General features: G+C 65.0%; 23 protein-coding genes. 10 read left to right on the top strand and 13 right to left on the bottom strand.

Annotated elements, in window-relative coordinates; translation table 11 throughout:
* Positions 1 to 44: 44 nt before the first annotated feature.
* From P6U29_RS09995 to P6U29_RS09980, 4 genes are all read right to left on the bottom strand, one after another.
* Complete coding sequence (locus P6U29_RS09995; RefSeq protein WP_407117441.1) at positions 45 to 1,553, bottom strand: glycosyltransferase family 39 protein; 1,509 nt, start codon at positions 1,551 to 1,553, stop codon at positions 45 to 47.
* Positions 1,554 to 1,840: 287 nt separating this feature from the next.
* Positions 1,841 to 2,713 carry a ribonuclease HII gene (locus P6U29_RS09990; RefSeq protein WP_407117440.1) on the bottom strand — a complete coding sequence of 291 codons (873 nt, stop codon included), beginning with the start codon at positions 2,711 to 2,713 and terminating at the stop codon, positions 1,841 to 1,843.
* 78 nt (positions 2,714 to 2,791) lie between these two features.
* Complete coding sequence (locus P6U29_RS09985; protein WP_407117439.1) at positions 2,792 to 3,247, bottom strand: VOC family protein; 456 nt, start codon at positions 3,245 to 3,247, stop codon at positions 2,792 to 2,794.
* 24 nt (positions 3,248 to 3,271) lie between these two features.
* Positions 3,272 to 4,435, bottom strand: coding sequence for a PA0069 family radical SAM protein (locus P6U29_RS09980; RefSeq protein WP_407117438.1), 1,164 nt, complete (start codon positions 4,433 to 4,435; stop codon positions 3,272 to 3,274).
* A gap of 20 nt (positions 4,436 to 4,455) precedes the next feature.
* On the opposite strand from P6U29_RS09980, the gene P6U29_RS09975 reads away from it, so the two are divergent.
* Genes P6U29_RS09975 through P6U29_RS09965 form a run of 3 tightly spaced genes read left to right on the top strand, consistent with a single transcriptional unit; the run spans position 4,456 to position 8,265 of the window.
* Positions 4,456 to 4,614 (top strand): hypothetical protein, encoded by a 159-nt coding sequence (locus P6U29_RS09975; protein ID WP_407117437.1) that lies wholly within the window; start codon positions 4,456 to 4,458, stop codon positions 4,612 to 4,614.
* 31 nt (positions 4,615 to 4,645) lie between these two features.
* Positions 4,646 to 7,060: a phosphoketolase gene (locus tag P6U29_RS09970; RefSeq protein WP_407117436.1), complete on the top strand. Its 2,415-nt coding sequence runs from the start codon at positions 4,646 to 4,648 to the stop codon at positions 7,058 to 7,060.
* A 2-nt stretch (positions 7,061 to 7,062) separates the two neighbouring features.
* Positions 7,063 to 8,265 carry an acetate/propionate family kinase gene (locus P6U29_RS09965; protein WP_407117435.1) on the top strand — a complete coding sequence of 401 codons (1,203 nt, stop codon included), beginning with the start codon at positions 7,063 to 7,065 and terminating at the stop codon, positions 8,263 to 8,265.
* Positions 8,266 to 8,477: 212 nt separating this feature from the next.
* On the opposite strand, the gene P6U29_RS09960 is transcribed toward P6U29_RS09965, so the two are convergent.
* Positions 8,478 to 9,317 carry an RMD1 family protein gene (locus tag P6U29_RS09960; RefSeq protein ID WP_407117434.1) on the bottom strand — a complete coding sequence of 280 codons (840 nt, stop codon included), beginning with the start codon at positions 9,315 to 9,317 and terminating at the stop codon, positions 8,478 to 8,480.
* 328 nt (positions 9,318 to 9,645) lie between these two features.
* On the opposite strand from P6U29_RS09960, the gene P6U29_RS09955 reads away from it, so the two are divergent.
* Together P6U29_RS09955 and P6U29_RS09950 are read left to right on the top strand one after the other, a co-directional pair.
* Entirely contained in the window at positions 9,646 to 10,218 is a 573-nt protein-coding gene (locus P6U29_RS09955) for a glycosyl transferase (protein WP_407117433.1), read from the top strand.
* Positions 10,219 to 10,281: 63 nt separating this feature from the next.
* Complete coding sequence (locus tag P6U29_RS09950; RefSeq protein WP_407117432.1) at positions 10,282 to 11,211, top strand: GNAT family N-acetyltransferase; 930 nt, start codon at positions 10,282 to 10,284, stop codon at positions 11,209 to 11,211.
* A 217-nt stretch (positions 11,212 to 11,428) separates the two neighbouring features.
* Here P6U29_RS09950 and moaB read toward each other — a convergent pair whose 3' ends face one another.
* Both moaB and P6U29_RS09940 read right to left on the bottom strand, forming a co-directional pair.
* Entirely contained in the window at positions 11,429 to 11,992 is a 564-nt protein-coding gene (gene moaB, locus P6U29_RS09945; protein WP_027574946.1) for a molybdenum cofactor biosynthesis protein B, read from the bottom strand.
* Between the two features lie 157 nt (positions 11,993 to 12,149).
* Positions 12,150 to 13,091 carry a neutral zinc metallopeptidase gene (locus P6U29_RS09940; protein WP_407117431.1) on the bottom strand — a complete coding sequence of 314 codons (942 nt, stop codon included), beginning with the start codon at positions 13,089 to 13,091 and terminating at the stop codon, positions 12,150 to 12,152.
* A gap of 417 nt (positions 13,092 to 13,508) precedes the next feature.
* On the opposite strand from P6U29_RS09940, the gene P6U29_RS09935 reads away from it, so the two are divergent.
* From P6U29_RS09935 to P6U29_RS09925, 3 genes are all read left to right on the top strand, one after another.
* On the top strand, positions 13,509 to 14,639 hold the full coding sequence (locus P6U29_RS09935) for a site-specific DNA-methyltransferase (protein WP_407117430.1): 1,131 nt from the start codon (positions 13,509 to 13,511) through the stop codon (positions 14,637 to 14,639).
* A 241-nt stretch (positions 14,640 to 14,880) separates the two neighbouring features.
* Positions 14,881 to 15,207 (top strand): hypothetical protein, encoded by a 327-nt coding sequence (locus tag P6U29_RS09930; protein WP_407117429.1) that lies wholly within the window; start codon positions 14,881 to 14,883, stop codon positions 15,205 to 15,207.
* A gap of 124 nt (positions 15,208 to 15,331) precedes the next feature.
* Complete coding sequence (locus P6U29_RS09925) at positions 15,332 to 16,012, top strand: glutathione S-transferase family protein (RefSeq protein ID WP_407117428.1); 681 nt, start codon at positions 15,332 to 15,334, stop codon at positions 16,010 to 16,012.
* Positions 16,013 to 16,066: 54 nt separating this feature from the next.
* On the opposite strand, the gene P6U29_RS09920 is transcribed toward P6U29_RS09925, so the two are convergent.
* The 3 genes from P6U29_RS09920 to P6U29_RS09910 all read right to left on the bottom strand — a co-directional run bounded on the left by P6U29_RS09920 (position 16,067) and on the right by P6U29_RS09910 (position 19,097).
* Positions 16,067 to 18,076 carry a methyl-accepting chemotaxis protein gene (locus tag P6U29_RS09920; protein ID WP_407117427.1) on the bottom strand — a complete coding sequence of 670 codons (2,010 nt, stop codon included), beginning with the start codon at positions 18,074 to 18,076 and terminating at the stop codon, positions 16,067 to 16,069.
* A 365-nt stretch (positions 18,077 to 18,441) separates the two neighbouring features.
* Positions 18,442 to 18,642 carry a DUF1127 domain-containing protein gene (locus P6U29_RS09915; protein ID WP_407117426.1) on the bottom strand — a complete coding sequence of 67 codons (201 nt, stop codon included), beginning with the start codon at positions 18,640 to 18,642 and terminating at the stop codon, positions 18,442 to 18,444.
* 20 nt (positions 18,643 to 18,662) lie between these two features.
* A complete protein-coding gene (locus tag P6U29_RS09910) occupies positions 18,663 to 19,097 on the bottom strand; it encodes a nuclear transport factor 2 family protein (RefSeq protein ID WP_407117425.1) in 435 nt (144 codons plus the stop codon).
* A 91-nt stretch (positions 19,098 to 19,188) separates the two neighbouring features.
* Between P6U29_RS09910 and P6U29_RS09905 the strand changes: the two genes are divergently transcribed.
* The gene (locus P6U29_RS09905) at positions 19,189 to 20,112 is read left to right on the top strand and encodes a LysR family transcriptional regulator (RefSeq protein WP_407117424.1); all 924 of its coding nucleotides are present in this window, start codon (positions 19,189 to 19,191) and stop codon (positions 20,110 to 20,112) included.
* A 100-nt stretch (positions 20,113 to 20,212) separates the two neighbouring features.
* Here P6U29_RS09905 and P6U29_RS09900 read toward each other — a convergent pair whose 3' ends face one another.
* Positions 20,213 to 20,833, bottom strand: coding sequence for a glutathione S-transferase family protein (locus tag P6U29_RS09900; RefSeq protein WP_407117423.1), 621 nt, complete (start codon positions 20,831 to 20,833; stop codon positions 20,213 to 20,215).
* A gap of 128 nt (positions 20,834 to 20,961) precedes the next feature.
* Here P6U29_RS09900 and P6U29_RS09895 point away from each other — a divergent pair, with 128 nt between their 5' ends.
* Positions 20,962 to 22,239, top strand: coding sequence for a flavin-dependent oxidoreductase (locus P6U29_RS09895; RefSeq protein ID WP_407117422.1), 1,278 nt, complete (start codon positions 20,962 to 20,964; stop codon positions 22,237 to 22,239).
* 187 nt (positions 22,240 to 22,426) lie between these two features.
* Here P6U29_RS09895 and P6U29_RS09890 read toward each other — a convergent pair whose 3' ends face one another.
* Positions 22,427 to 22,846, bottom strand: coding sequence for a PaaI family thioesterase (locus P6U29_RS09890; protein WP_407117421.1), 420 nt, complete (start codon positions 22,844 to 22,846; stop codon positions 22,427 to 22,429).
* Positions 22,847 to 22,912: 66 nt separating this feature from the next.
* A complete protein-coding gene (mutY, locus tag P6U29_RS09885; protein ID WP_407117420.1) occupies positions 22,913 to 24,013 on the bottom strand; it encodes an A/G-specific adenine glycosylase in 1,101 nt (366 codons plus the stop codon).
* Positions 24,014 to 24,034 lie beyond the last annotated feature (21 nt).

Here is a 24,034-nt window from a genome sequence, read left to right as displayed (position 1 = left end):
CCGCCGAAGAGGCGCTGCGGTGCGTCCGGGGCACGAGACCGGCCTCACGTCCCCTTCGGCCGAACGATGGCCCAGCCGATGCGCAGCAGCGGCTGGCGACCCGTCACCAGCCATTCGAAGGCGCGCGGGACTTCCGGCACGATGCCGGGGAAGCGCTTGAGGATGTCCGGCGGCGGGGTGCCGGCGGTATCGGAGGCGCGCCAGACCACGACGCCGCCAGTCTCGCTGAACTTGGCCTGATTCATCCAGGGCGTACGCGCAGGATCGGCGTCGATGAAGAGATGCGGCCGGCCGGAATGCAGTGCGATCAGGCTGGCGAGTTGGGTCTCGCCGGCGACGGCACGCAGGCGATGGTTGGTGCGGCGGGCAAAGCTCTCGTCGAAGAAGTCCGAGATCGCGCGCGCCGGCATCGAGGTCGCAATCTCGTTGGCACCGGTCCAAGGCAGGAACAGCACGGCGAGCACCACGCCGGCGGCGGGTGCGACGACGGCGGCAGCCCAGACCATGCGCAGCATCCGCGCGCGGCGCATCGCGACGAGATCGCCGGCCGCGACGACCACGGCAAGCCCCGACATGACCAGCACGATACCGGCGCCGCCGACGACGGAGTCGAGCCCCAGCAAGCCGGAGATCAGCACCGCGCCGAGCGGCAGAGCCAGCGCGAAAAAGTAGACGAAGCTGCGCGCGAGCGGCTCGACCGGCGGGCGGTAGATGATCGGCGGCTCCTCGCCCTTGCGGGCGAACAGCCCGGTATTGAGAAAGGTCAGCGCCGGGATCGCCGCCGCCCCAAGCACCAATCCTCCGAGCAGCCAGGCCGCATGCAGCGCGCGGGCGTTGAGCTCGGCGACTTGCGGCAAAGCCGGCAGCGTCAACGTCTCGGCGCGCATCAGCCAGACCGCATAGGGCAGCGCCAGCACGCCGACGACGATCAGCGCAAACAGCGGATCGAGCCCGCGCAGCGTCCTGCGGCCGGCTGCAGTCGAGATCGCGAAGACGACGATCAGGAGGAGCAGAAAGATCGCCGCAGGCGTCGTCAGCAGCAAGAGCCCCGCTTCGATCGACCAGGCGAACCAGGCATTGCCGCGGCGCTGGCCGATGATCTGCCAGGAGTGCAGCAGCAGCAGCGCCCAGAGCGGCCGCGCCAGCACCAGCGGGCCGAAGTCGAGCGCGGACGAGGAGAACGCCAGCGCGGTCATGGTCAGGAGCACGGCGAGCACCGCGTGCTGGGAGCCGACCACGGCGCGAGACAGATGAAAGAGCGCGATGAAGGTCGCGATCTCGCACACCTCGGCAAGCACATAGACGCCGAACATATGACCGCCGGCCGCGCGATAGGCGATGTCGGCGAGCCAGACCGGCAGCGGCGGGCCGAGATCGGTGCCGACCTGGTACTCGCGGCCGAAGGCCAGCAGCGTCGCAAGAGTGCCGGGCGGGCTGCGGTAGAACACCAGCGCCACGAACAGCCACATCGCCGCCTGAAGCAGCACGGCGATCCACACGATCAGCCGCGGCCGGGCGCGAATGAGCTCGATGACCAGGGAGGTAAACCGCATGCAACGTCCGAATGATGCAGCCAGTCCAGCCGGCCCTATTCGCTCACATTCGTTTTGATAATGGGCGCTGCGCGTCGTGGCAACTTCGGTGTGCTCCCTCTCCCCGTTCTTACGGGGCCGCGACGAGCTTCGCTCGCGCTGGGAGGGTTGGGGTGAGGGGCTGTATCGGCAATCACGGCGACGGATGGGCTCGCGGAGAGTGCCCCTCACCCGGAAGCATCTTCTATGCATTCCGGCCTCTGCCCGCGTGCGGGGAGAGGCGAACAGACCGCGGCGGAATAGGAATGCTAGAGACCGGTGGAGACGTCGATCTCGACTTGCGCGTCCACCTGCACCTCGACCTCGGTCACCGAGAACAAGTCCCGCTCCGGCTCGACGGTCCAGGGCATGTGCTTGGCGCGGGCGGCGGCGACGGGGGCGAAGAAGCTGCGGTGGTGGATGGACGGGCCGAGACGGTCGAGCGCTTCGAGATGTTCGGGGACGGCATAGCCCTTGTGCTGCTCGAATCCGTAGCCGGGGCAGTCCTGCGCCAGCGCGCACATCAGCCGGTCGCGGGTGACCTTGGCGACAATGGATGCCGCGGCGATCGACAGCACGATGCCGTCGCCGCCGATCACTGCCTCGCAATCACATTCCGTGTCGAGCCGGTCGCGACCATCGACGAAGACGTGCCTGGGCGCCTCGGGCAGTGCCACCACGGCGCGCTTCAGCGCCCATAGCGAGGCGCGCAGGATGTTATCGCGGTCGATCCGCGTGGGCGAGGCGACGGCGACCGAGACCTGCGCGGTAGCGCAGATCTTGTCGAACAGTTTTTCGCGCTCCTCGGCGGTCAGGCGCTTGGAATCATCGATGCCGCGCGGAATGCGGTCGGGATCGAGAATCACCGCCGCCGCCACCACGGGGCCGGCGAGCGGGCCGCGGCCGGCCTCGTCGCAACCAGCGACCGGCCAGACGCCGCGTTTGATCAGCGCGCGCTCGCGGCGAAAGCTCGGGGGAGCAATGGCAATGATGCCTTTCTTGCCGGCAGCAACCTCCGGAGCCTTGACTGCAGACGTTTTGGCCACAGGCGTCTCAACCACTTTGTCAGGCGCGGCCTTCTTCGCGGCCTGCTTCTTGGGCGCGTCTTTGGCTGGGTTCTTGGCGGACTTGTCCCGAATCATGGCCGGGATCGTGCGCAAGGGGCTTCGCCAGCGCAACCTGGAACCCAGGATAATTCCCGTTATTCAGGCTGGCCGCCCCTACTCCGCCAGATGCACCCGCCGGTCCTCGCGCACTTCGATGCCGGGCGCGACCACGACCTCCCAGACATGTCCGTCGGGATCGGCAAAATAGCCGCAATAGCCGCCGTAATCCGTCTCGTGCGCCCCCTTCAGCAAGGCGGCTCCCTTCCCGATGGCGAAGGCCAGCACCTGGTCGACCTCCTCGCGCGTCGCGCAGTTCCAGGCGAGCGTCGTGCCACGAAAGGTCGTGGGCCTCGGCCGGTCCGGCAAGGATGCGTCGGCCGCGAGCCGATCCCAGTGATAAAGCGCGAGCACCGGACCGCCGGTGTCGTAGAACGCGACCGCCTCGCCGGTCGCCTTCAGCCGGCGCGAGAAGCCGAGTGCGTCGTAGAAGGCGATGCTGGCACGGATGTCGCTGACACCTAACGTAATGACAGTCAGTCGCGGCACGGGCACGGCGAGTTCCTTGATCATGCTATGCCTCTTCCGTTTTCCCGGTCAGAACAGGCTAAGCTGGTCGCCGTTCCGCTTCGGCCGCGCAAAGTGGTCCGTCGTCAGCTTGGAGCGCCGCTTGTTGAGGCCGAGCCTGTCGCAGGCGATCTCGAAACGGCGGCCGATGGTCCAGGCCATCGGACCGGTGCCCTTCATCCGCTCGCCCCATTTCGCATCGTAGTCGCGCCCGCCGCGCATGTCGCGAATCAGGGTGAAGACGTGGCGATAGCGGTCGGGATAGTTCGCCATCAGCCATTCGCGGAAGAGATCGCGCACCTCCAGCGGCAACCGCAGCAGGACATAAGAGGCTTCCTTGACGCCGGCATGGGCGGCGGCATCGAGGATGCGCTCGATCTCGGAATCGTTCAGCGCAGGGATCACGGGCGCAACCATCACGGTGGTGGGAATGCCGGCATCTGAGAGCTTCTTCAGCGTCTCCAGCCGCTTCGGCGGCGTCGAGGCCCTCGGCTCCATTGTGCGCGCCAGCTTCGGATCGAGCGAGGTGACCGAGATCGCGACCTTAGCGAGGTTGCGCTTGGCCATCCGCGCGAGAATGTCGATGTCGCGCACCACCAGTGCCGACTTGGTGACGATGCCGACCGGATGGCCGGCACGTTCCAGCACTTCGAGGATGCCGCGCATGATCTTTCGCTCGCGCTCGATCGGCTGATAGGGATCTGTGTTGGTGCCGATCGCTATCATCCGCGGCTCGTAGCCGGGCGCGGCGAGCTCCTTCTCGAGCAGCGCCGGTGCCTCGGGCTTCACGAACAGTTTCGATTCGAAGTCGAGCCCCGGCGAGAGGCCGAGATAGGCGTGGGTCGGCCGCGCGAAGCAATAGACGCAGCCATGCTCGCAGCCGCGATACGGATTGATCGACCGGTCGAAGCCGATGTCGGGGGAATCGTTCCGGGTGATGACCTTGCGCGAGGTGTCGACACCGACCGTGGTCTTGAACGGCGGCAGCTCCTCCAGGCTCTGCCAGCCGTCATCGAAAGCGACGCGCGCCTCGGCCTCGTAGCGGCCGCTGGCATTGGATTGTGCGCCCCGCCCTCGCCTGCGCGCGCGGTCGATGGCGACGCCGAGCTCGGAGAAATCTGAAGGCGCACCCGCCGGCTCGGAGGGCGCCGTGACCGGCGGGTGCTTGAGGGCACGAGAGGATGCTCGACTCATGAGGCCAAGATAGCACGCAAATGGAACAAATCAAGAACAAGAACAAAAAACGCGAAAACAAACCCATGCGAAGTAGCCGCCCAAATTTCGGGCGCGCGCCTTTGACCTCACGCAACCCGGCGGTCGCGACGATTTCGTTTGATCCCGCACAGGGATCGATCGCGCCGGAACAAAGTTGATGACGATCGCTGGGTGAAAGCCGACAGGAACATGACAATTCAACAAAAAACGGCCGCCGCGAGCGGCGACCTCGATCTGCTCGATCGCTATTGGCGCGCCGCCAACTACCTCTCCGTCGGGCAAATCTACCTGCTCGACAATCCGCTGCTGCGCGAGCCGTTACGGCCCGAGCACATCAAGCCGCGTTTGCTCGGCCATTGGGGCACGACGCCCGGCCTGAACTTCATCTATGCCCATCTCAACCGCGTCATCCGCGCGCTGGACCTCAACGTGATCTATGTCTGCGGTCCCGGCCATGGTGGACCGGGCATGGTCGCCAACACCTATCTCGAAGGCAGCTACAGCGAGATCTATCCCGACATCGCGCGCGATACACACGGATTGCGCAAGCTGTTCAAGCAGTTCTCCTTCCCCGGCGGCATCCCGAGCCATGCGGCGCCGGAGACGCCGGGCTCGATCCACGAAGGCGGTGAGCTCGGCTACGCGCTGGTGCACGCCTATGGCGCGGCATTCGACAACGCTGATTTGATCGTCGCCTGCGTCGTCGGCGATGGCGAGGCCGAGACTGGCCCGTTAGCCGCGTCCTGGCATTCGAACAAGTTCCTGAATCCGGCCCATGACGGTGCGGTGCTGCCGATCCTGCATCTCAACGGCTACAAGATCGCAAATCCCACCGTGCTTGGACGGATGCAAGATGCGGAGATCCGCGATCTCTTCCATGGGTTCGGCCATGAGCCGCTGTTCGTCGCGGGCGATGATTCCAAATTGATGCATCACGCCATGGCGGATGCGCTCGATGTTGCGCTCGCCAGTATCCGCTCGATCCAGCAGCACGCCCGTGACGGGCGCACAAGCGTCGAGCGGCTGCGCTGGCCGATGATCGTGCTGCGCAGCCCGAAGGGCTGGACCGGCCCGAAGGAAGTCGACGGCAAGAAGGTCGAGGGTTTTTGGCGCGCGCATCAAGTGCCGGTCGCGAGCTGCCGCGAGAACCCGGCGCACCTCAAGGTGCTCGAAGACTGGATGCGTAGCTATGAGCCCGAAAAGCTGTTCGACGCGAACGGCGCACTCATTCCCGAGCTCCAGGCGCTCGCGCCCGAAGGTGTCAGGCGCATGGGCGCCAATCCACATGCCAATGGCGGCCTCCTGAAGAAAGAGCTGAAGCTGCCCGACTTTCGCAGCTTCGCAATCGAGGTGCCGCAGCCCGGCGGCACCGTAGCCGAAGCGACGCGCGAGCTCGGTAAATTCCTGCGCGATGTCATTCGCCTCAACGCGCAACAGCGCAATTTCCGCATCGCGGGCCCGGACGAGACGGCGTCGAACCGGTTAGACGCCGTGTTCGAAGCCACCGAACGCGTCTGGATGGAGACGATCGAGCCTTACGACGTGCATCTCGCGCAGGATGGACGCGTGATGGAAGTCTTGAGCGAGCATCTCTGCCAGGGCTGGCTGGAAGGCTATCTGCTGACCGGACGGCACGGCTTCTTCTCCTGCTACGAGGCCTTCATCCACATCGTGGATTCCATGTTCAACCAACATGCCAAATGGCTGAAGGTCACGCGCGACCTGCCGTGGCGGCGCCCGATCGCCTCGCTCAATTATCTCCTGACCTCGCATGTCTGGCGGCAGGACCATAACGGCTTCAGCCATCAGGATCCCGGTTTCGTCGACCTCGTCGCCAACAAGAAGGCCGAGATCGTCCGGATCTACTTTCCGCCGGATGCCAACACGCTACTGTGGATCGCCGACCATTGCCTGCGCACCTACAACCGCATCAACGTGATCGTCGCCGGCAAGCAGCCGGCGCCGCAATGGCTGTCGATGCAGGACGCGGCGACGCATTGCGATGCCGGCATCGGAATCTGGACCTGGGCCGGAACGGAGGACGAAATGGGCGAGCCCGACGTGGTGATGGCCTGCGCCGGCGACGTGCCGACATTGGAGACGCTCGCCGCGGTCGATCTCTTGCGCAAGGCGCTGCCGGATCTGAAGATCCGCGTCGTCAACGTCGTCGATCTCATGACGCTGCAACCCAGGGAGCAGCACCCGCACGGACTCTCCGATCGCGACTTCGACGGCCTGTTCACGCGCGACAAGCCCGTCATCTTCGCCTATCACGGTTACCCCTATCTCATTCACCGGCTGACCTATAACCGCACCAACCATGCCGGCATGCACGTGCGGGGCTTTGCCGAGGAAGGCACCACCACGACCCCGTTCGATATGGTCGTTCTCAACGAGCTCGATCGCTACCACCTCGCCATCGAGGCGATCGAGCGCGTGCCCGGGCTCGCGATCAAGGCCGCGCAGGTGAAGCAGCAGTTCCGCGACAGACTGATCGAGCACTCCCGCTATGTCCGCGAACATGGCGAAGACATGCCTGAGGTCCGCGACTGGGTCTGGCCGAACAGCGCCGGCGGCAACACGCCGGCCGAAGCCGGCGACTAGCCATGTCGGACACGGTCCTCGTCCTCAACTCGGGATCGTCGAGCATCAAGTTCGGCCTGTTCGAGATTGCAGCGGCCGATCCCATCCTGCTGTGCAAGGGCCAGCTTGATGAACACGAGGCAAAACCCCGGCTCATCGTAAAGAGCGCCGCGGGCAAGGACCTGGTCGAGACGTGGAGAGACGCATCGGATGCCGACGACGGCCATCTGTTCGCCGACGTGCTCGCCTTCATCGAGGACCAGTTCGGCGAACGCAGTCTCCGCGCCGTCGGCCACCGCATCGTTCACGGCGGGCCGGATTATTCAGGCCCGGTCGTCCTGACGGACGACATCACCGCGAAGCTGCAGGCGTTGACGCCGCTGGCGCCGCTGCACCAGCCGCGCTGCCTTGCGCCGGTCCGCTCGCTCGCGGCGCTCCGGCCCGGGCTGACGCAGATCGCGTGTTTCGACACCGCCTTCCACCACGGCCTCGCGCCGCCGGCGAGCCGCTTCGCCATTCCGAGGTGCTTCGAGGCGCGTGGCGTCAGGCGTTACGGCTTCCACGGCCTCTCTTTCGAATATGTCGCAGGACGCCTGGCCGAGATCGCGCCGGAGCTCGCGGCCAGGCGCACCGTCATCGCGCATCTCGGCAACGGCGCCAGCCTCTGCGCATTGCGCGATGGCCGCAGCATCGACACCACGATGGGGCTGACGCCGCTCGACGGTCTCGTGATGGGCACGCGCTGCGGCACAATCGATCCCGGCGTGCTGCTGTATCTGCAGCAACACGAGAACATGTCTGTCGAGGATGTCCAGCACCTGCTCTATCACGAGTCGGGCCTTCTCGGCGTCTCCGGCACATCCGCGGACATGCGCACGCTGCTGGCAAGCAGCGAGGCTGCGTCGCGTGAGGCGGTCGACCTCTTCACCTTCCGTGCGGCGCAGCAGGTCGCGATGATGGCGACCACGCTCGGCGGCCTGGACTGTCTGATCTTCACTGGCGGCATCGGGGAGCATGCCAAGGAGATTCGCAGCGCGATCGGCGAGCGCTTGGCGTGGCTCGGCGTGCGCATCGACGCGGCCGCGAATGGCGAAGCGCGCGAGCGGATCAACGGGGGCGACAGTGCTATCGAAGTGTTCGTCATTCCAACGAACGAGGAACTAACAATCGCGCGGCACTGCGCAAGGATGCTGCGAGCGATGGGTACTCCAGCACTTAATTCATGATGAAATGCGGACGGCAGCTCCGCATCCCTTCTCCCCTTGTTGGAGAAGGTGGCGCGAAGCGCCGGATGAGGGGTTCTGTCCGCATTCACGTAAGCAATTCGCGGAGACAGGCCCTCACCCGAATGAGTTTGTGTCTCCTAGCATCGCTGCCCTCCCCCACAAGGGGCGAGGGCAGTCACGCGCATCTCGCTCGCGGATAAATCCATCCAGCGCTAATGAGTCCCCGACCATATCTGAAAACACCCGATCGCGACCTCGATCACGATCAGTACCACGATCGCGATCTCCAGGCGGAGCGAGCGCTGGGTGTCGATGATGTCGGTCAGTGCGTTGGCGGTCTCCGACACCGCGGTGAGCTTGCGCTCGAGCGTGTCGAGGCGCTCCTTCAACTCGTACTCGTCCTCCAGACGGGAATAGAGCCGATCGAGCTCTGGCTTCTCCCAGAGCACGTCGGGCTTTTCGGCGACCGCGACGCGGCCGGCGACGCGCTGCTGCACCAGCAGTGCATTACCGATCAATTGCAGAATGCCTTTGCGCCGGCGCGGCGTGCGGCCGCTTTCGGCGAGCTCCCGTGCGAACGGCTCGATCACGTCGAAGACCGCGGCGACGCGGCGCTCGTCGCGCGCTAGCGACGTGCTCTTGGCGAGCGCATCCGCGACCAGCAGCAGCCGGTCGTCGGAGAATTTGGCGAGGCAGATCGGCCCGCCCGGCTGGATCGTCTCGGCGGCTTCATCGTTGCAGAGCTGCACCAGCGCGATCTCCTCCTCGTACGGGCTGAGCTCTCCGGTCACACGCGACTTCAGGTTGTCGATGAGTACCTTCTCCTCGGACGGAAGCAGCCCGATCAGCACGACGACACCGTAGCGGAAGATTACGGCAAGGCCGGCATGGACGCGGAAGGCGGCCGGCGTCGAGGACACCAGCGTGCCGATCTCCAGGCTGGAAGCATTGATGCGGTCGCCCAGCATCAGCGCCCGGATCCGCAAGGTCGGCGCGGCGTCCGGCTTCGACGGCCTTGACGGCGCGCTAACAGCGATTTGATCGCCCTTCATGTAATGCCTCCGTGTCGTCCAGGTTGCGCATTCTTCCCGTTCGGACCGTCCTTGCAGTGTCGTCTTGCGCTTGCGGGGTGCCAATTGGACCGTGCACCGCACATTATGGCCGCAAAGCTCCGGATTAATACGGAGGGGATGAGCCTACCCTGAAACATTCGGCAATATTGCCGCCAGCGCCCGACCCATTTGCGGCGATCGGCCCCTCCATGGTTTACCATCGTCTACTGCCGCGCCGCCGAAAAGTTGCACTCGGCAGCGCCGCGTGTTTATGACAACACGATTACGAGCTACGCTTCTCCGAATTGCGGACATCGAAGCCCCGATCATGCTGAGCGTCATTATTTCGACCGAAGGCGTCGAGCAGACGGCGGTCGCGACTCTCGCCGCGCTGGTACCCGGTGCAGCCGCCGGCGTCATTCGCGAGGTGCTCTTGGTCGACGGCACGCGCAACGGCGTCATCGAACGCGTTGCGGACGTCGCTGGCTGCCGTTTCGTCGGCTTCGAGGGATCCTCGCAAGGTGCGGCGCTCGCCGCCGGGGCGCTCCAGGCCCGCTCACCCTGGCTGATGTTTCTGCCCGCGGGTGCCGTGCTGGAGACCGGCTGGATCGAGGAGACCACTCAATTCATCCAGGCCGTCTCGACCAGCGGACGGGATCGCGCGGCGGTATTTCGCTACGCGCGCTCACCTTACGTCGACACCGGATTGCGGTCCGTTCTCCGGGCCGTGGCGCGCAAGCTGATCGGCCCATTCGCCGATCAGGGGCTTTTGATTGCGCGCGATCACTACGACCGGATCGGCGGCTACCCGCCCCAGGCCCGCCGGTCCGAGGCGCGGCTGCTACGGCGGCTCGGCCGCTCAAGGACGCTGCTTCGCAGCCGGATCGTCATGGTCGGCTGAGACTCACCAGTTACTTGCCAACGTCAAATAATTATTTGACAATGGCAAATATTGAGGTGAAGCATGTCGGTCAACGGTACAGACGATCACATCGCGGCGATTCGCGCCTTCAACCGCTTTTATACCCGCAAGCTCGGTGTGCTCGACCAGCACCTTGGCAAGAGCCCGTTTTCGCTCAGCGAGGCGCGCGTGCTCTATGAACTCGCGCATCGCGAGCACCTTGCGGCAAAGGAGATCGGAAACGAGCTTGGTCTCGACCCCGGCTATCTCAGCCGCATCGTCCAGAGTTTTGACGAAAAAGGGCTGATCACGCGAACACCCCTGCCCGCGGATCGCAGGCAATACCAGCTCAGCCTCACCGCCAAGGGCCGCCAGGCTTTCGCCAAGCTGAACCTGAGCTCGCAAAACGAGGTCGCCGCGATGCTGGCTCAGCTTTCGCCCAGCGATGCAACGCGGCTCACGCAAGCCATGGCGACCATCGAGGCCGTGCTGGAGCAGCGTCGAAGCCGGCCCGCGGCTTTCATGCTGCGCAGCCACCGCGTCGGCGACATGGGCTGGGTCATCTCCCGGCAAGCCGCCGCCTATGCCGCGGACTACAACTGGGACATCAGCTACGAGGCGCTGGTCGCCGAGATCTGCGCAGAGTTCATCAAGAACTACGACGCCGCGCGCGAGCACTGCTGGATCGCGGAAGTGGAAGGCGAGCCGGTCGGCTCGATCTTTCTGGTCAAGGCCACGGACGAGATCGCCAAGCTGCGCCTGTTGCAGGTGGAGAAGAAAGCGCGCGGATTAGGTGTCGGCCGCGCGTTGGTCGAGCAATGCATCCAGGGCGCCCGCGAGAGGGGCTACCGCAAGATGACGCTGTGGACGCAGAGCATCCTGGTCGCCGCGCGCGGCATCTATCAAAGTGCAGGTTTCAAGCTCGTGAAGGAAGAGAAGCACCACAGCTTCGGTGCCGATCTGGTCGGCGAGACCTGGGAGCGGGATCTCTGATCTCGCAGCGGGCGCGATGCGCGTTGCTGTGACCTCTCCCCGTGCGGGAGAGGGCAGCGACGCTAGCAGACACACAGTCGCTCGGGTGAGGGGTATGCCTCCACGAGCATCAATGCACGTGGATAGATACCCCTCATCCGGCGCTTCGCGCCACCTTCTCCCACATCCGCCTTCGCCAAGGCTTCGGCGGACATGAGGGGAGAAGGAAGAAGAGCGACTACACCGTCGCGCCTTGCGCCTTTGGGCGGCGCAAATGCTCGTCCAGCCGCGGCATGATCTCGACGAAATTGCAGGGGCGCGTGCGATAGTCGAGCTGGGCTGCGAGGATGCCGTCCCAACCGTCGCGGCAGGCGCCTGGCGAACCCGGCAGGCAGAAGATGTAGGTCGCGCCCGCAACGCCGGCGGTGGCGCGGCTCTGGATCGTCGACGCGCCGATCTTGGCGTGGCTCAACATGTGGAACGCGATCGAGAAGCCGTCCATCCGCTTCTCGAACAGCGGCTCGATTGCCTCCGGCGTGACGTCGCGTCCCGTAAAACCGGTGCCGCCGGTGGTGATGACGACGTCGACGCCGCTATCTGCAATCCAGCGGCGGATCACGGCGCGGATCGCCTCGACATCGTCGGTGACGATCTCGCGCGCGGCGAGACGATGGCCCGCAGCCAGGAGACGGTCGACCAGGGTTTGGCCGGACTTGTCATCCGCAAGCGCGCGCGTGTCGGACACGGTGAGCACCGCGATGTTGAGCGGGATGAACTGCTTTGTTTCGTCGATGGAGGCCATTGCGCTTTCCTCTTGTGTCCCGCGATGCAGCGCGGAGCGGTGCAGCGCGGACCCGGGACCCATACTTTCGAAACCCTGGGGGGCGCCAGCATTGTGGGCCCCGGCTCTGCAGCGCATCACGCCGTGCTGCGCAGCGTCCCGGGGCACGAGATCGCCGTTACAACGCTCCCGCGCCGAACGTGTTGCAAGCCTGGACCGTGCCCTGCTCGTAGCCGGTCATGAACCACTGTTTGCGCTGCGCCGCCGAGCCGTGGGTGAAGGAGTCAGGCACGACGCGGCCCGTGGCCTGGCGCTGCAACGTGTCATCGCCGATCGCGCTCGCCGTCGTCAGCGCGGCGTCGATGTCGCCGGGCTCGAGGAAGTTCGGACGCTTCTTCGCCTCGCGATTGACCCAGACGCCGGACAGGCAGTCGGCCTGCAACTCCACCTTCACCTGGAGCGCATTGGCCTCGGCCTTGCTGCCGACCTGCTGCTGCAGCCGCGTCACGCGCGGAATGATGCCGAGCAGGTTCTGGATGTGGTGGCCGGCTTCATGGGCGATGATGTAGGCGGTGGTGAAATTGCACGCCGACTTGCCGGAGCAGCCGCGAAAGCGCGTCTCGACCTCGCGGAAGAACGAAGTGTCGAGGAAGATGGTGCGATCCGGCGGACAGTAGAACGGGCCCATCGCCGACTGCGCCATGCCGCAGCGGCCACCATTGGTGGCGTTGCGGAACAGCACGATCTTCGGCCCGGTATAGGACTGACCGCTGGCCTGGAAGATCTCGCTCCAGCGGTCGTCGATCTCGCCGAGGATGCCGGAGATCATGCTGCCCATCTCGTCGGTCGGCGCGCCGCGCTTGCCCGAGGACGCCTGACGGTCGGTCTGGTAGGTAGGCGCATGGCCGCCGCCGCTGAGGATCTCGGCGCCGCCGATCAGGATGCGCGGGTCGATGCCGAAGGCATAGCCGATCAGGCCGAGCACGATGATGGTGCCGATGCCGAGCCCGCCGCCGCCCATCGGCAGACCGAACCCGCCGCCTCCCCCACCGCCAAAGCCACCACCTTCATCGCGACGATCCTCGATGTCGTCGCTGCGGCGGAAGTCATCGTAGCGCATGGCGGCCTTTCCTCTGGGATCCCTGATTCAGTTTCGACGGCGCACAGAAACGCGAAAGTTCAACGCGCCACACACGTAAAATTTCCGTTGCTTTTATCAATATCGTGGCCGGCAAAAATTGCCTAGTGCGACAGCATGTCGATGCCAGCAAATTTTTCCGAGGGCCGAGCAACTTTTTCCGAGGGAAATTTGCAGCCTTTTTGCAGCCACGATTGCTGCCGCGAGCCGAGCAAACGCGAAATACACTGCAAAACACGGCAAATGCACACGACAACAAGCGGACAAACGGCGATGCACGGCCTGCTCACAAAAGCAGCGGGTTAAGTCGATTTTTACTTTGCCCCTTCAATGTAACGGCCAGTCGGTTGTTTGGTCCCGCGTCGCCGACAGCGTCGCCTGAGTCAGAGTTCTTGAGTCATGGTAGAGTCGCGTCGCGGGGCGTCTGCAAGGGCGCCCCGCACAAATTTTGAGTCTCCGTCGCATCGCATCATCGTCGGCGATTGCGTCGCCGAGATGTCGAAGCTTCAGGCAGGTAGCGTCGACCTGGTGTTCGCCGACCCGCCCTACAATCTCCAGCTCAAGGGCGATCTCAAGCGCCCCGACGAATCCCATGTCGATGCCGTCAATGACGACTGGGACAAGTTCGATTCGTTTGCCGCCTATGACAATTTCACCCGCGCCTGGCTACTTGCCGCCCGCCGCGCGATGAAGCCATCCGCGACGATCTGGGTGATCGGCTCCTATCACAACATCTTTCGCGTCGGCGCGATCATGCAGGACCTCGGCTTCTGGCTCCTGAACGATATCGTCTGGCGCAAGACCAATCCGATGCCGAATTTCCGCGGCCGCCGTTTCACCAACGCGCACGAGACCATGATCTGGGCCGCGCGTGACGAAAAAGCCAAAGGCTACACGTTCAACTACGAGGCGCTGAAGGCCGCCAATGAGGACGTGCAGGCGCGGTCCGACTGGCTGATCCCGCTCTGCACCGGCGAGGAGCGCCTCAAGGGCGCCGACGGCAAGAAAGTGCATCCGACGCAGAAGCCGGAAGGCCTGCTCGCGCGCGTGCTGCTGTCGTCATCGAAGCCCGGCGATCTCGTGATCGACCCCTTCAACGGCACCGGCACCACCGGCGCCGTCGCCAAGCGCCTCGGCCGCTCCTATATCGGCTTCGAACGCGACAAGTCCTATGCGAAAGCCGCGGAAGCTCGCATCGCCAAGGTCGAGCCGCTGCCGGAAGAGAGCCTTGCCCCGTTCATGACTGCGCGCGAGGCGCCGCGCGTTGCGTTCTCCGAGCTGATCGAGCGCGGCATGATCATGCCCGGTACGAAACTGTTCGACGCCAAGAAGAAGCTCGGCGCGCTGGTCCGTGCCGACGGCGCCATCATGTTCGGCGACAAGGTCGGCTCGATCCACCGCATCGGCGCCGTCGCCCAAGGCGCGCAGGCCTGCAACGGCTGGACCTTCTGGCACGTCGAGACCAAGAAAGGTCTCAAGCTGATCGACGAGCTGCGTGCCGAGATCCGCGCCGGCATGGCGGCGGAGTAGGTCCCCGATCGTCATTCCGCGGCTCGCCACCGGGTCCGCGCGCAGCGCGGCCCGATGACAGGCTCCGCTAGACCCCGGAATCCATCCAACCACAGCACATGCGGCCCAATGGATTCTCAGATGCGCAATTGCGCATCATAGCTCGCGCTTCGCACGTCCCGGAATGACGGCGGTGGTTGAACGCGGCCGCGCCGAGGACTAGATTCGCCTGGTCAGCCCCCGTCCTGACCTGGCCTGCTCCATGCGACGACAGTCCGAGACATTGCTGCTGGTGCCGCTGCTGCCGATTTTCCTGCTCGGCATGTTTCCGATGTTCCTGATCGCGCTGCTGGGATTTTTCGGCCTGGCGCTGTTCGGCATCCTCGTGATCTGCGTCGGGCTCGCCAGCAGCAACGAGGCGCACGACAATTTCAACCACGACGTCATCGTTCACGGCTACGCGCGCGGATCGGAGCGCGCGGCGCGGGCCTCCGACATGCATCTCGCCGCACGGCTCGGCCTGCGGCTGGAGGCCGTGGGCACGGCCATGGTCATTACGGCGGCAATCGGCCTCTGTTACGCCGCCTGATCTGCGCCACGCGCAGATACCGCCCGATAAACTCGCCGGTTGCTCTCCCGCAACAGGTTCAGGCAAGACAAGGCCCGCCCAACGCCACGTCCGCACGCGGCAACAGACACCGAGGAGATGTGTGATGCTCAAATTCTATTTCAACGGATCGCCGAACCCGACCAAGGTCGCGCTTTTTCTGGAAGAGTCCGGCCTGCCGTTCGAGCCGGTCGCGGTCGACACCCGCAAGGGCGAGCAGTTCACGCCGGAGTTCCTCAAGATCAATCCGAACGGCAAGGTGCCGGCGATCGACGATGGCGGCACCATCGTGTTCGATTCGAACGCCATCCTGCTCTATCTCGCCGAGAAGACCGGCAAGTTCTTGCCCTCGAACCGCGCCGAATTGCTGTCCTGGCTGATGTTCATTGCCACCGGCGTCGGGCCCTATTCGGGCCAGGCGGTGCACTTCAAGCATTTTGCGCCGAAGGACCAGAACCACGACTACGCCCATAACCGCTATCAGTACGAGACCGATCGCCATTACAAGATTCTCGACGGTCACCTCAAAGACCGCCGCTACATGGTCGGCGACAGCTATTCGATCGTCGACATGGCGCTGTGGGGCTGGGCACGGATGGTGCCGTTCAAGCTCGGCGACGACGCCTTTGCGAGATACCCGAATGTGAAGCGGCTCGTCGACGAGATTTCGGCGCGCCCCGCGGCGGCGCGCGCCATCGCCCTGAAGGACAAGTTCACCTTCAAGGCCGAGATGGACGACGAGGCGCGCAGCAACATGTTCAAGCACATGACGACCAAGGTCGCCTGATCGCGCCGCACTTCGAGGCCACGCCCATGGGCGTGGCCTCTTGCGTTTGATGTTTTAGGCGGCGTGGACCGAGCTCAGAAACTTGGCCACTTCGAGCTTGAGGCGGTTGCTGTCGGCCGAGAGCGAGCGCGCCGCCGACAGCACCTGCGAGGAGGCCGAGCCGGTCTCGGAGGCGCCGCGCTGCACGTCGCCGATGTTGGACGAGACGAGCTGCGTGCCTTGGGCCGCCTGCTGGACGTTGCGGGAGATCTCCTGCGTCGCCGCGCCCTGCTGCTCCACGGCGGCTGCGACCGTTGACGAAATCTCCGACAGCCGCTCGATGGTGCCGCTGATCTCCCGGATCGAGCCGACCGACTCCTCCGTCGCGGCCTGGATGCTGGAGACCTGCTGGGCGATCTCGCCGGTGGCCTTCGCAGTCTGCTCGGCGAGCGCCTTGACCTCGGAGGCGACCACCGCGAAGCCGCGGCCGGCTTCGCCCGCGCGCGCCGCCTCGATGGTGGCGTTCAGCGCCAGCAGGTTGGTCTGGCCGGCGATGGTGCTGATCAACTCGACCACATCACCGATCCGCGCGGCGGCCTTGGAGAGCGCGCCGACGCGCTCGTTGGTCCTGCTCGCCTGACCGACGGCCTCGGTGGCGATGCGGGCGGATTCCTGCACCTGGCGGGCAATCTCGGATACCGAGGAAGAGAGCTCCTCGGTCGCCGAGGCGACCGCCTGCACATTGGCCGAGGCCTCCTGCGACGCGCTGGCGACCTCCGTCGAGAGCTCCTGGGCCCGCGCGGCGGTCGTGGTCAAGGTGCCTGCGGAGGCTTCGAGCTCGCTCGACGCCGACGACACCGTGTTGACGATCTCACCGACTGCCTGCTCGAACTGATCGGCAAGCCCGACCATGTCTTTCTTGCGGCTCTCGGCCTGCCGCGCCTCGAGCTCGGTCTGCTCGGCGCGCATGCGCTCGGTCTCGATCATGTTGTCCTTGAACACCTGGATCGCCTTGGCCATGTCGCCGATCTCGTCGGCCCTGCCGCTGCCGGGAATCTCGATCTCGACATTGCCGCCGGCAAGCCGCCCCATCGCGTGTGTCATCGAGGTCAGCGGACCGACGATGCTGCGGGCGATCAGGAAGGCGACGATGCCGCCAAACAAGACGGCGAGGCCGCCGGCGATCTCCTGAACGGTCGTCGTTCCCGCGATCACGGCTTCGGCATTGTTGCGCGAGTCCTGATAATCCTTCTTCAGGGTCGTTTCCGCGGCCTTGAGCTTGCCGATGCTGTCGACGATGAGGGGCGCGAGGTTCTTATGGTAGATCTCGTCGGCCTGAAGCATCGCGGCGGACGTCGTCTCGAACGCCGATTTGTAGATTCCCAGCGAGGTCTTGACCGGCGCGAGCGTGGCGCGCAACTCCGCCGCCTGCGGGCTCTTTTCGATCGCTGCGAGCCGTTGCGCTGCCCTGTCCACACTCGCCCTGAAATTGGCCGGCCCCTGGGTATCGCGCAGGGCCAGGAAACGCCAGTTTGCGACCCTCACAAGAAGGACTCTCGATTCGAGGTCGGCGACCAGAGCCGCCGTGTCTTCGTCGACGCCAGCCCGGGCTGCATCGACCAGCTTGCCCATCTTGGCGGCCAGATCCTCTCCACCGGGTAGCAGCGTCGCCTTGCCGGTTCTCGCCTCGTTGACGGCGTCCCCGAGATTGTCACGCAAGCGTCGCATCTTGGCGATGTCGTCGATCAAGCCGTTATAGAGGGCTCGCCGCTCCTCGGAGAGCGTCCCCTTCGCGCCAACCCGCAGCAGCTCGGTCGCCGCGGTTTCCCGCTCTTGCGCCTCCTTCATTGCAGGCTCGTTGGCGTCGTAGACGTAGCGCAGGTTGGCCCGCTGGATCGCCTGCAAATGGGCTGATATTTCCAGCACCCGCGCCGTGCTGTCCGAGAGGGCGGATTGTCTTGCGACCTGATCCTGCACGTCCCGCAAATTCCAGACGGCAACCACTGCCATCACGAGACCGACCGCCACCAGGGCCATGAAGCCTGCGTACAGGCGTCCCCTGATCCGCAAACGAAATTTCGGCATTCCCACTGTCCACCCAGATGCATGTGAATTCGAGGGGCCGGACAATTCCGGCGATCCTCACGGCCACTCCGGCAGCCGCACGCCGCGCCCTGGCGACCCACGCTGCACCGCGACACAATGGGGGACACTCCTTAATTGAACCTTCAAATTCTTCGCGGGCGTGCGCATCAGCGCACGATAATTTGCTGATTTGTCGGCAATTGAGCAGGGTTTCGCGCAGACCAGCAGCCGCATGCAGTGCGGTGCATGCGTTTGCCGGGTGAGTACCTATTGGGTGGGTCGGGCGGACTGCTGCGGCCTCGGCCTGCGCGGCGGGCTCCTGCGCTGGAAGGTGTGAATAAAAAGAGGTTGCATCCTGTACCGCTCTATTTCCGCCGGACGGGCTTCTTCAGCTCGTACGCGATCTCCGACCGCGTCATTCCGAAATCCATAAGCTCCCGCTCGCTCATGGCGGCGAGCTGGCAGTGCATCCGCGCGCGCTCTCGCCGCAGCCGGATGATCTCCGCCAGCTTGCGCCAGACCGATACGACCCCTCGCAGGCCGCAACGAATGGCGCCAGCCGGCAAACCAGATCGTGCTCAAGCCGTCAGCCCGCGGCCGTTTGTGGAAATGGGCCAAGCGCCTTCTCGGTCAGCACCGAGTCGCAGTACTCGCGGATCTCCTTGATCTTGCCGTCCTCGAGGCGAAACACCAGACAATAGTCGTTGTCGTAGCGCACGCCTTCGGGTGTGACGTTGTCACCCTTGGCTTCGACCACGACGATATCGCCATCGGCGATGAAGCGGTGGGCGATGGTGCGCGTGCGGTCGCGCAGGCGCGAGCGCACATAGCCGTGCAAATCGTTGAGGATCGCCTCCTTGCCCGAAAAGGTACGGGACCAGGAATATTGCCCGGTCACGATCCATTTGGCGTCGTCGGCAAGACTCGCGGTGAACAGCGCGCGATCGCGTGCGGCCGGATCGGGATTGGCGGCGGCGGCAAAGATATCCTGCATCAGTTTCTTGTTGGCGGTCGCGCTCATGGCGGCATCTCCGTGGTGTGACATCGCGAAGATCATCGCCGGCCGATCAGCATTCTTCAAATCGATAGTAGATATGATATATATTCACGTAATGAATTTGAATTCGCTTGACCTCAATCTGTTGACCGCCCTCGACGCGCTGCTGCGCGAGGCCAATGTCAGCCGCGCCGCGTTACGGCTCGGGCTGTCGCAGCCGGCGGCGAGCCATGCGCTCCAGCGCCTGCGCGACATTTTTGGCGATCCGCTTTTGGTGCGCACCGGCGCGCGAATGGAGCTGACGCCGCGGGCCCAGGCCCTGCGCGCGCCGCTGGCGCAGGCGCTCGACCAGGTGCGCGGGCTGTTCGTGCCTGACGAATTCGATGCCGCGCGCAGCGAGCGGCAATTCCGCCTGATGATGCCGGACCTCGCGGTCGAGCTGTTGATGCCTCCCCTGATGGAGAAGGTGACGCGGGCCGCACCGAACGTCCGCATCGACGTCGTGCCGTGGCGGGGATCTGCGATCTTCCACGCCGAATTCGCCCGCACCATCGACCTCGTGATCTCGATCGGCAATGCCTTCACGGGCTTTCACCGCCAGCTGCTCTACACTGACAGCGACGCGCTGGCGGTGCGGCGCGGCCATCCTGTTGGAGCGAAGCTGAAACGGCGCGAGGCGTTCCTGGCCGCACGCCATGTCGGCGTGATCATCCGCGGCAGCGCTGAGGACCTGATCGACACCTGGCTGCGCAGCAAAGGCATCGAGCGGCACATCTCGTTGGTGGTGTCAGGCTATCTCGAAGCCTTGCACGTCGCCGCCCGCACCGATCTCGTCGCCTTCGTGCCGCGCCGGCTGATCGCCGCGCTGTCGAAGCAGCTCGGCCTCGTCACGGTGACGCCGCCGCTCGACCCCGGGATCGACGAGCAGTTCATGTTTCACCCGACGCGGGCCCAGATGGACCCGGACTCGATCTGGCTGCGGCGGCTGATGCTGGAGACCGGACGGGAGCTGGAGCAAGCCAAGCGTAAGCTCCCGTAGGGTGGGCAAAGCGAAGCGTGCCCACCTCTTATCGAAAAACTTGGAAAGATGGTGGGCACGGCGCTTTGCGCCTTTGCCCACCCTACGAGAGCTTCGCTCCCTACGCCTTCTGCGCGGCCATCACCTTTGCCACGGCGGGGCGGTCCGACATGCGCTTGAAATGGTCGGCGATCTTCGGCGTCGCATTGATGTCGACGCTGTCGCCTTCGAGCCAGGTCGAAAGTGTGTAGAGATAGGGATCGCAGATCGTGTACTGCTCGCCCATCACCCAGGGCCCCCGAAACATCTTCTGCTCGATGAGCTTGAAGCAGGCCGCCATGGTCTTCGGCACCATCGCCTTCATGTCGGCGAATGAGCTCTCCTCCGTCGCCCAGCGCGCGCCGCGCATCTTGTGAGCGTGGTTGATGTGCACGGTCGAGCAAAGATAGGAGTTGAACGACTGCACCTGGGCGAAATCGAAGGGATCGTCGAGCGGCGCGAGCTTGGCCTTGGGGAACACTTGCGCGATGTAAGCCAGCATCGCCGGCGTTTCGGTCAGGACGCCGCGATCGGTGACCAGCGCAGGCACGCGGCCCTTCGGGTTGATGGCGAGATAGTCCGGGCTGTTCTGCTGGTTGTCCTTGAAGCTCAGCCGTTCGGCCGTGTAGTCGGCGCCGGCCTCTTCCAGGGTGATGTAGGTGGCGAGCGCGCAGGTGCCGGTGGCGTAGTAGAGCTTGAGCATGTCGAACCTCATGGGAAAGCTGGAAAATAACGGCTGTCGACCCCAAGGTCCATAGCACAACATCCTCTTCGCAGTTGCCCACCTCCGCCCGGCTGTGCCAAGACGCCTGCAATTGGAGGGGTTTTCTCATGACGGTACTCATCGCCGGTGGCGGCATCGGCGGGCTGACCCTTGCGCTCAGCCTGCATCAAACCGGCGTTCCCGTGAAAGTGTTCGAGAGCGTCGCGGAGCTGAAGCCGCTCGGCGTCGGCATCAATGTACTACCGCATGCGGTGCGCGAGCTGATCGAGCTCGGCCTGATGGACAAGCTCGACGCCAGCGGCGTGCGCACCAGCGAGCTCGCCTATTTCTCCAAGCACGGCAAGCCGATCTGGAGCGAGCCGCGCGGGCTGGAGGCCGGCTACAAATGGCCGCAATTCTCGATCCATCGCGGCACGCTGCAACAACTGCTGCTCGACACGGCGGTCGAGCGGCTCGGCCGCGAGAATATCCTCACCAGCCATCATCTGACTGGCTGGGCCGAGACGGCGAGCGGCGTGCGCGCCGACTTCATCGACAAGGCGACCGGCAAGGCCGCAGGCACTTACGACGGCGCGATCCTGATCGCCGCCGACGGCATCCATTCCGCCGCGCGAGAAAAGCTCTATCCCAATGAAGGCCCGCCGATCTGGAACGGCCGCATCCTCTGGCGCGGCGTCACGCCGGCAAAGGCCTTCCTGACCGGCCGCACCATGATCATGGCCGGCCACGAGATCCTGAAATTCGTCTGCTACCCGATCTCGAAAGAACCGGACGCAAACGGCAACCACCTCATCAACTGGGTCGCGGAGCGCCACATGCCGCCGACCTATCAGTGGCGCCGCGAAGACTATAACCGCACGGCGCGGCTCGAAGAATTCCTGCCCTGGTTCGAGAGCTGGCAGTTCGATTGGCTCGACGTCCCCGGCCTGATCCGGAACTGCCCGCACGCCTATGAATATCCGCTGGTCGACCGCGATCCGGTATCGCAATGGACCTTCGGCCGCGTCACGCTGATGGGCGATGCCGCGCATCCGATGTACCCGATCGGATCGAACGGCGCCTCACAGGCGATCCTCGATGCCCGTGTCATCACGCGCGAGATTCTCGCGCACGGCCCGACGCAAGCAGCGCTGCTCGCCTACGAAGCCGAGCGCCGGCCCGCGACCACCGACCTCGTCCTGCTCAACCGCAAGAATGGTCCCGAGCAGGTGATGCAGCTGGTCGAGGAGCGCGCGCCCGGCGGCTTTGAGGTTGTCACCGACGTGCTGTCGCAAAAGGAGCTGGAAGACATCGCCGCCAACTACAAGCGTGTTGCAGGGTTTCAGGTCGAAGCGCTGAATGCGAAGCCGCCGATCGTGAGCAAGGATGCGCGCGCGGGAGCTTGACGGGCCGGTCGATCATTCGCCGCGCGCTCCACTTCACCTCTCCCCGCCTGCGGGGAGAGGTCGGATCGCTCTTGCGATCCGGGTGAGGGGGTACAGGTCTCACGTGGATCTCCCGTGTTGAGAGAGGCCCCTCACCCCACCCTCTCCCCGTAAGAACGGGGCGAGGGAGCGACAGAGGATGCCCGCCTTACTTGACCACCCTTGCCGCTTCCAGCAACCGCTCGCTCGCGCTCGCGGTCGCGAGCACGGTGCCGTCCTTCGCCATCAGCTTGCTTTCGACGAAGGCGATGGTCTTACCGAGCTGCGTCACCTTCGCCTCGCCGATGATTGGGCCAGGCTTGGCGGGCGCCAAAAAGTTCACGGTCATGCTGATGGTGGTGGTGTAGAGCCGGCCCTCACTCATCACCAGCACGGCGGGACCCATGGTGTCATCGAGCATGGCCGAAAGCATGCCGCCCTGGATGAAACCCGCGGGGTTGCAGAATTCAGGTTTGCCCTCGAAGCCCAGTCTGATCCAGCCCTCCTCCGGGCGGGCATCGAGCAGGCGCCATCCGAGCAGCTCGGCACAGGGCGGCCTTGGAAAATCGTCGAGCGCGGTCTTGATCATGCGGGCCTCCATCGCACCGTGATAGCGCAGCGCTGCTGCCAGCGTGCTGTCAGGAGGATGGGCCGATCAAACATCCAGCGCGTGCGCAATCACCTTGCGCATGACGTTGGGCAGCGCTTCGCCCGCGAGGGTCGCGATCGGCACCCAGCGCATGCCTTCGGGCGCGCGGGTGCGGGCTTCGGCTTTCGCGGTGTAGACCACCAGCTCCAGCGGGAAATGCGTGAAGACGTGGGTGACGACGCCCAGCTTGCGCTGCCAGCGCGACAGGCCCTTCAATTCCGGTGCCTGCTGCTTCGCCCTCGCGTCGTCCTGATCGGCGAGCCAGTCCGAGCCCGGCACTTCCGTCATGCCGCCGAGCAGACCCTTCTCGGGCCGCGAGCGAACCAGCAGTTCGGCCCCGCGCGTCACCACGAAGGCTGCGCCGCGCCTGAGCGTCCCGCTCTTCTTCGGCGCCTTGCGCGGGAACGTCTCCTGGGTGCCTTGCGCGCGCGCCGTGCAGTCCTCGTTCAGCGGGCAGAGCGAGCAGGCCGGCTTCTTCGGCGTGCAGATCGAGGCGCCCAAATCCATCAAAGCCTGTGCGCTGTCACCGGCGCGGGAATCCGCCAGCAGCGTCGCCGCCAATGGCTGGATCAAAGGTTTTGCCTGCGGCAGCTCCTCCTCGACCGCAAACAGGCGCGACACCACACGCTCGATGTTGCCGTCGACCGGCATGGTGCGGCTGTCGAACGCGATCGCGGCGATCGCCGCCGCCGTGTAGGGCCCGATCCCCGGCAGCGCGCGCAGGCCTTCCTCGGTATCCGGAAACACGCCCCCGTGCTCGCGCGTCACCGCGACCGCGCAGGCGTAGAGATTGCGTGCGCGCGAATAGTAACCGAGCCCCGCCCACATCCGCAGCACGTCATCGAGCGAAGCCCGCCCCAGCGCCGTGACGTCAGGCCAGCGTGCGACGAATTTTTCGAAATAGGGCCCGACCGCCTTCACCGTGGTCTGCTGGAGCATGATCTCCGACAGCCAGACGCGGTAGGGATCCGACGCCTCGCCAGGCGCGGCGCGCCAGGGCAGCCGGCGGCGATGGCGGTCGTACCATTGGAGGAGCAGCATCGGACGCGATGAGGTCTCCGGTCGAACTGGTTCCGATTTCAGGTTCAGGGCGGATCTGCGGCTCATCCGCTCACTGTAACGACCCCA

The sequence above is a fragment of the Bradyrhizobium sp. LMG 9283 genome (assembly GCF_045571415.1).
Classification (GTDB): Bacteria; Pseudomonadota; Alphaproteobacteria; order Rhizobiales; family Xanthobacteraceae; genus Bradyrhizobium.
Note: the sequence above shows the minus strand (reverse complement) of the source record. Positions and strands in the feature narration are given on the sequence as shown.

What these genes read in the sequence shown, in the direction of transcription:
- P6U29_RS09995 (WP_407117441.1), bottom strand. Translation starts at nt 1,553, where the DNA reads ATGCGGTTTACCTCCCTGGTCATCGAGCTCATTCGCGCCCGGCCGCGG.
- P6U29_RS09990 (WP_407117440.1), bottom strand. Translation starts at nt 2,713, where the DNA reads ATGATTCGGGACAAGTCCGCCAAGAACCCAGCCAAAGACGCGCCCAAG.
- P6U29_RS09985 (WP_407117439.1), bottom strand. Translation starts at nt 3,247, where the DNA reads ATGATCAAGGAACTCGCCGTGCCCGTGCCGCGACTGACTGTCATTACG.
- P6U29_RS09980 (WP_407117438.1), bottom strand. Translation starts at nt 4,435, where the DNA reads ATGAGTCGAGCATCCTCTCGTGCCCTCAAGCACCCGCCGGTCACGGCG.
- P6U29_RS09975 (WP_407117437.1), top strand. Translation starts at nt 4,456, where the DNA reads ATGGAACAAATCAAGAACAAGAACAAAAAACGCGAAAACAAACCCATG.
- P6U29_RS09970 (WP_407117436.1), top strand. Translation starts at nt 4,646, where the DNA reads ATGACAATTCAACAAAAAACGGCCGCCGCGAGCGGCGACCTCGATCTG.
- P6U29_RS09965 (WP_407117435.1), top strand. Translation starts at nt 7,063, where the DNA reads ATGTCGGACACGGTCCTCGTCCTCAACTCGGGATCGTCGAGCATCAAG.
- P6U29_RS09960 (WP_407117434.1), bottom strand. Translation starts at nt 9,317, where the DNA reads ATGAAGGGCGATCAAATCGCTGTTAGCGCGCCGTCAAGGCCGTCGAAG.
- P6U29_RS09955 (WP_407117433.1), top strand. Translation starts at nt 9,646, where the DNA reads ATGCTGAGCGTCATTATTTCGACCGAAGGCGTCGAGCAGACGGCGGTC.
- P6U29_RS09950 (WP_407117432.1), top strand. Translation starts at nt 10,282, where the DNA reads ATGTCGGTCAACGGTACAGACGATCACATCGCGGCGATTCGCGCCTTC.
- moaB (WP_027574946.1), bottom strand. Translation starts at nt 11,992, where the DNA reads ATGGCCTCCATCGACGAAACAAAGCAGTTCATCCCGCTCAACATCGCG.
- P6U29_RS09940 (WP_407117431.1), bottom strand. Translation starts at nt 13,091, where the DNA reads ATGCGCTACGATGACTTCCGCCGCAGCGACGACATCGAGGATCGTCGC.
- P6U29_RS09935 (WP_407117430.1), top strand. Translation starts at nt 13,509, where the DNA reads ATGGTAGAGTCGCGTCGCGGGGCGTCTGCAAGGGCGCCCCGCACAAAT.
- P6U29_RS09930 (WP_407117429.1), top strand. Translation starts at nt 14,881, where the DNA reads ATGCGACGACAGTCCGAGACATTGCTGCTGGTGCCGCTGCTGCCGATT.
- P6U29_RS09925 (WP_407117428.1), top strand. Translation starts at nt 15,332, where the DNA reads ATGCTCAAATTCTATTTCAACGGATCGCCGAACCCGACCAAGGTCGCG.
- P6U29_RS09920 (WP_407117427.1), bottom strand. Translation starts at nt 18,076, where the DNA reads ATGCCGAAATTTCGTTTGCGGATCAGGGGACGCCTGTACGCAGGCTTC.
- P6U29_RS09910 (WP_407117425.1), bottom strand. Translation starts at nt 19,097, where the DNA reads ATGAGCGCGACCGCCAACAAGAAACTGATGCAGGATATCTTTGCCGCC.
- P6U29_RS09905 (WP_407117424.1), top strand. Translation starts at nt 19,189, where the DNA reads ATGAATTTGAATTCGCTTGACCTCAATCTGTTGACCGCCCTCGACGCG.
- P6U29_RS09900 (WP_407117423.1), bottom strand. Translation starts at nt 20,833, where the DNA reads ATGCTCAAGCTCTACTACGCCACCGGCACCTGCGCGCTCGCCACCTAC.
- P6U29_RS09895 (WP_407117422.1), top strand. Translation starts at nt 20,962, where the DNA reads ATGACGGTACTCATCGCCGGTGGCGGCATCGGCGGGCTGACCCTTGCG.
- P6U29_RS09890 (WP_407117421.1), bottom strand. Translation starts at nt 22,846, where the DNA reads ATGATCAAGACCGCGCTCGACGATTTTCCAAGGCCGCCCTGTGCCGAG.
- mutY (WP_407117420.1), bottom strand. Translation starts at nt 24,013, where the DNA reads ATGAGCCGCAGATCCGCCCTGAACCTGAAATCGGAACCAGTTCGACCG.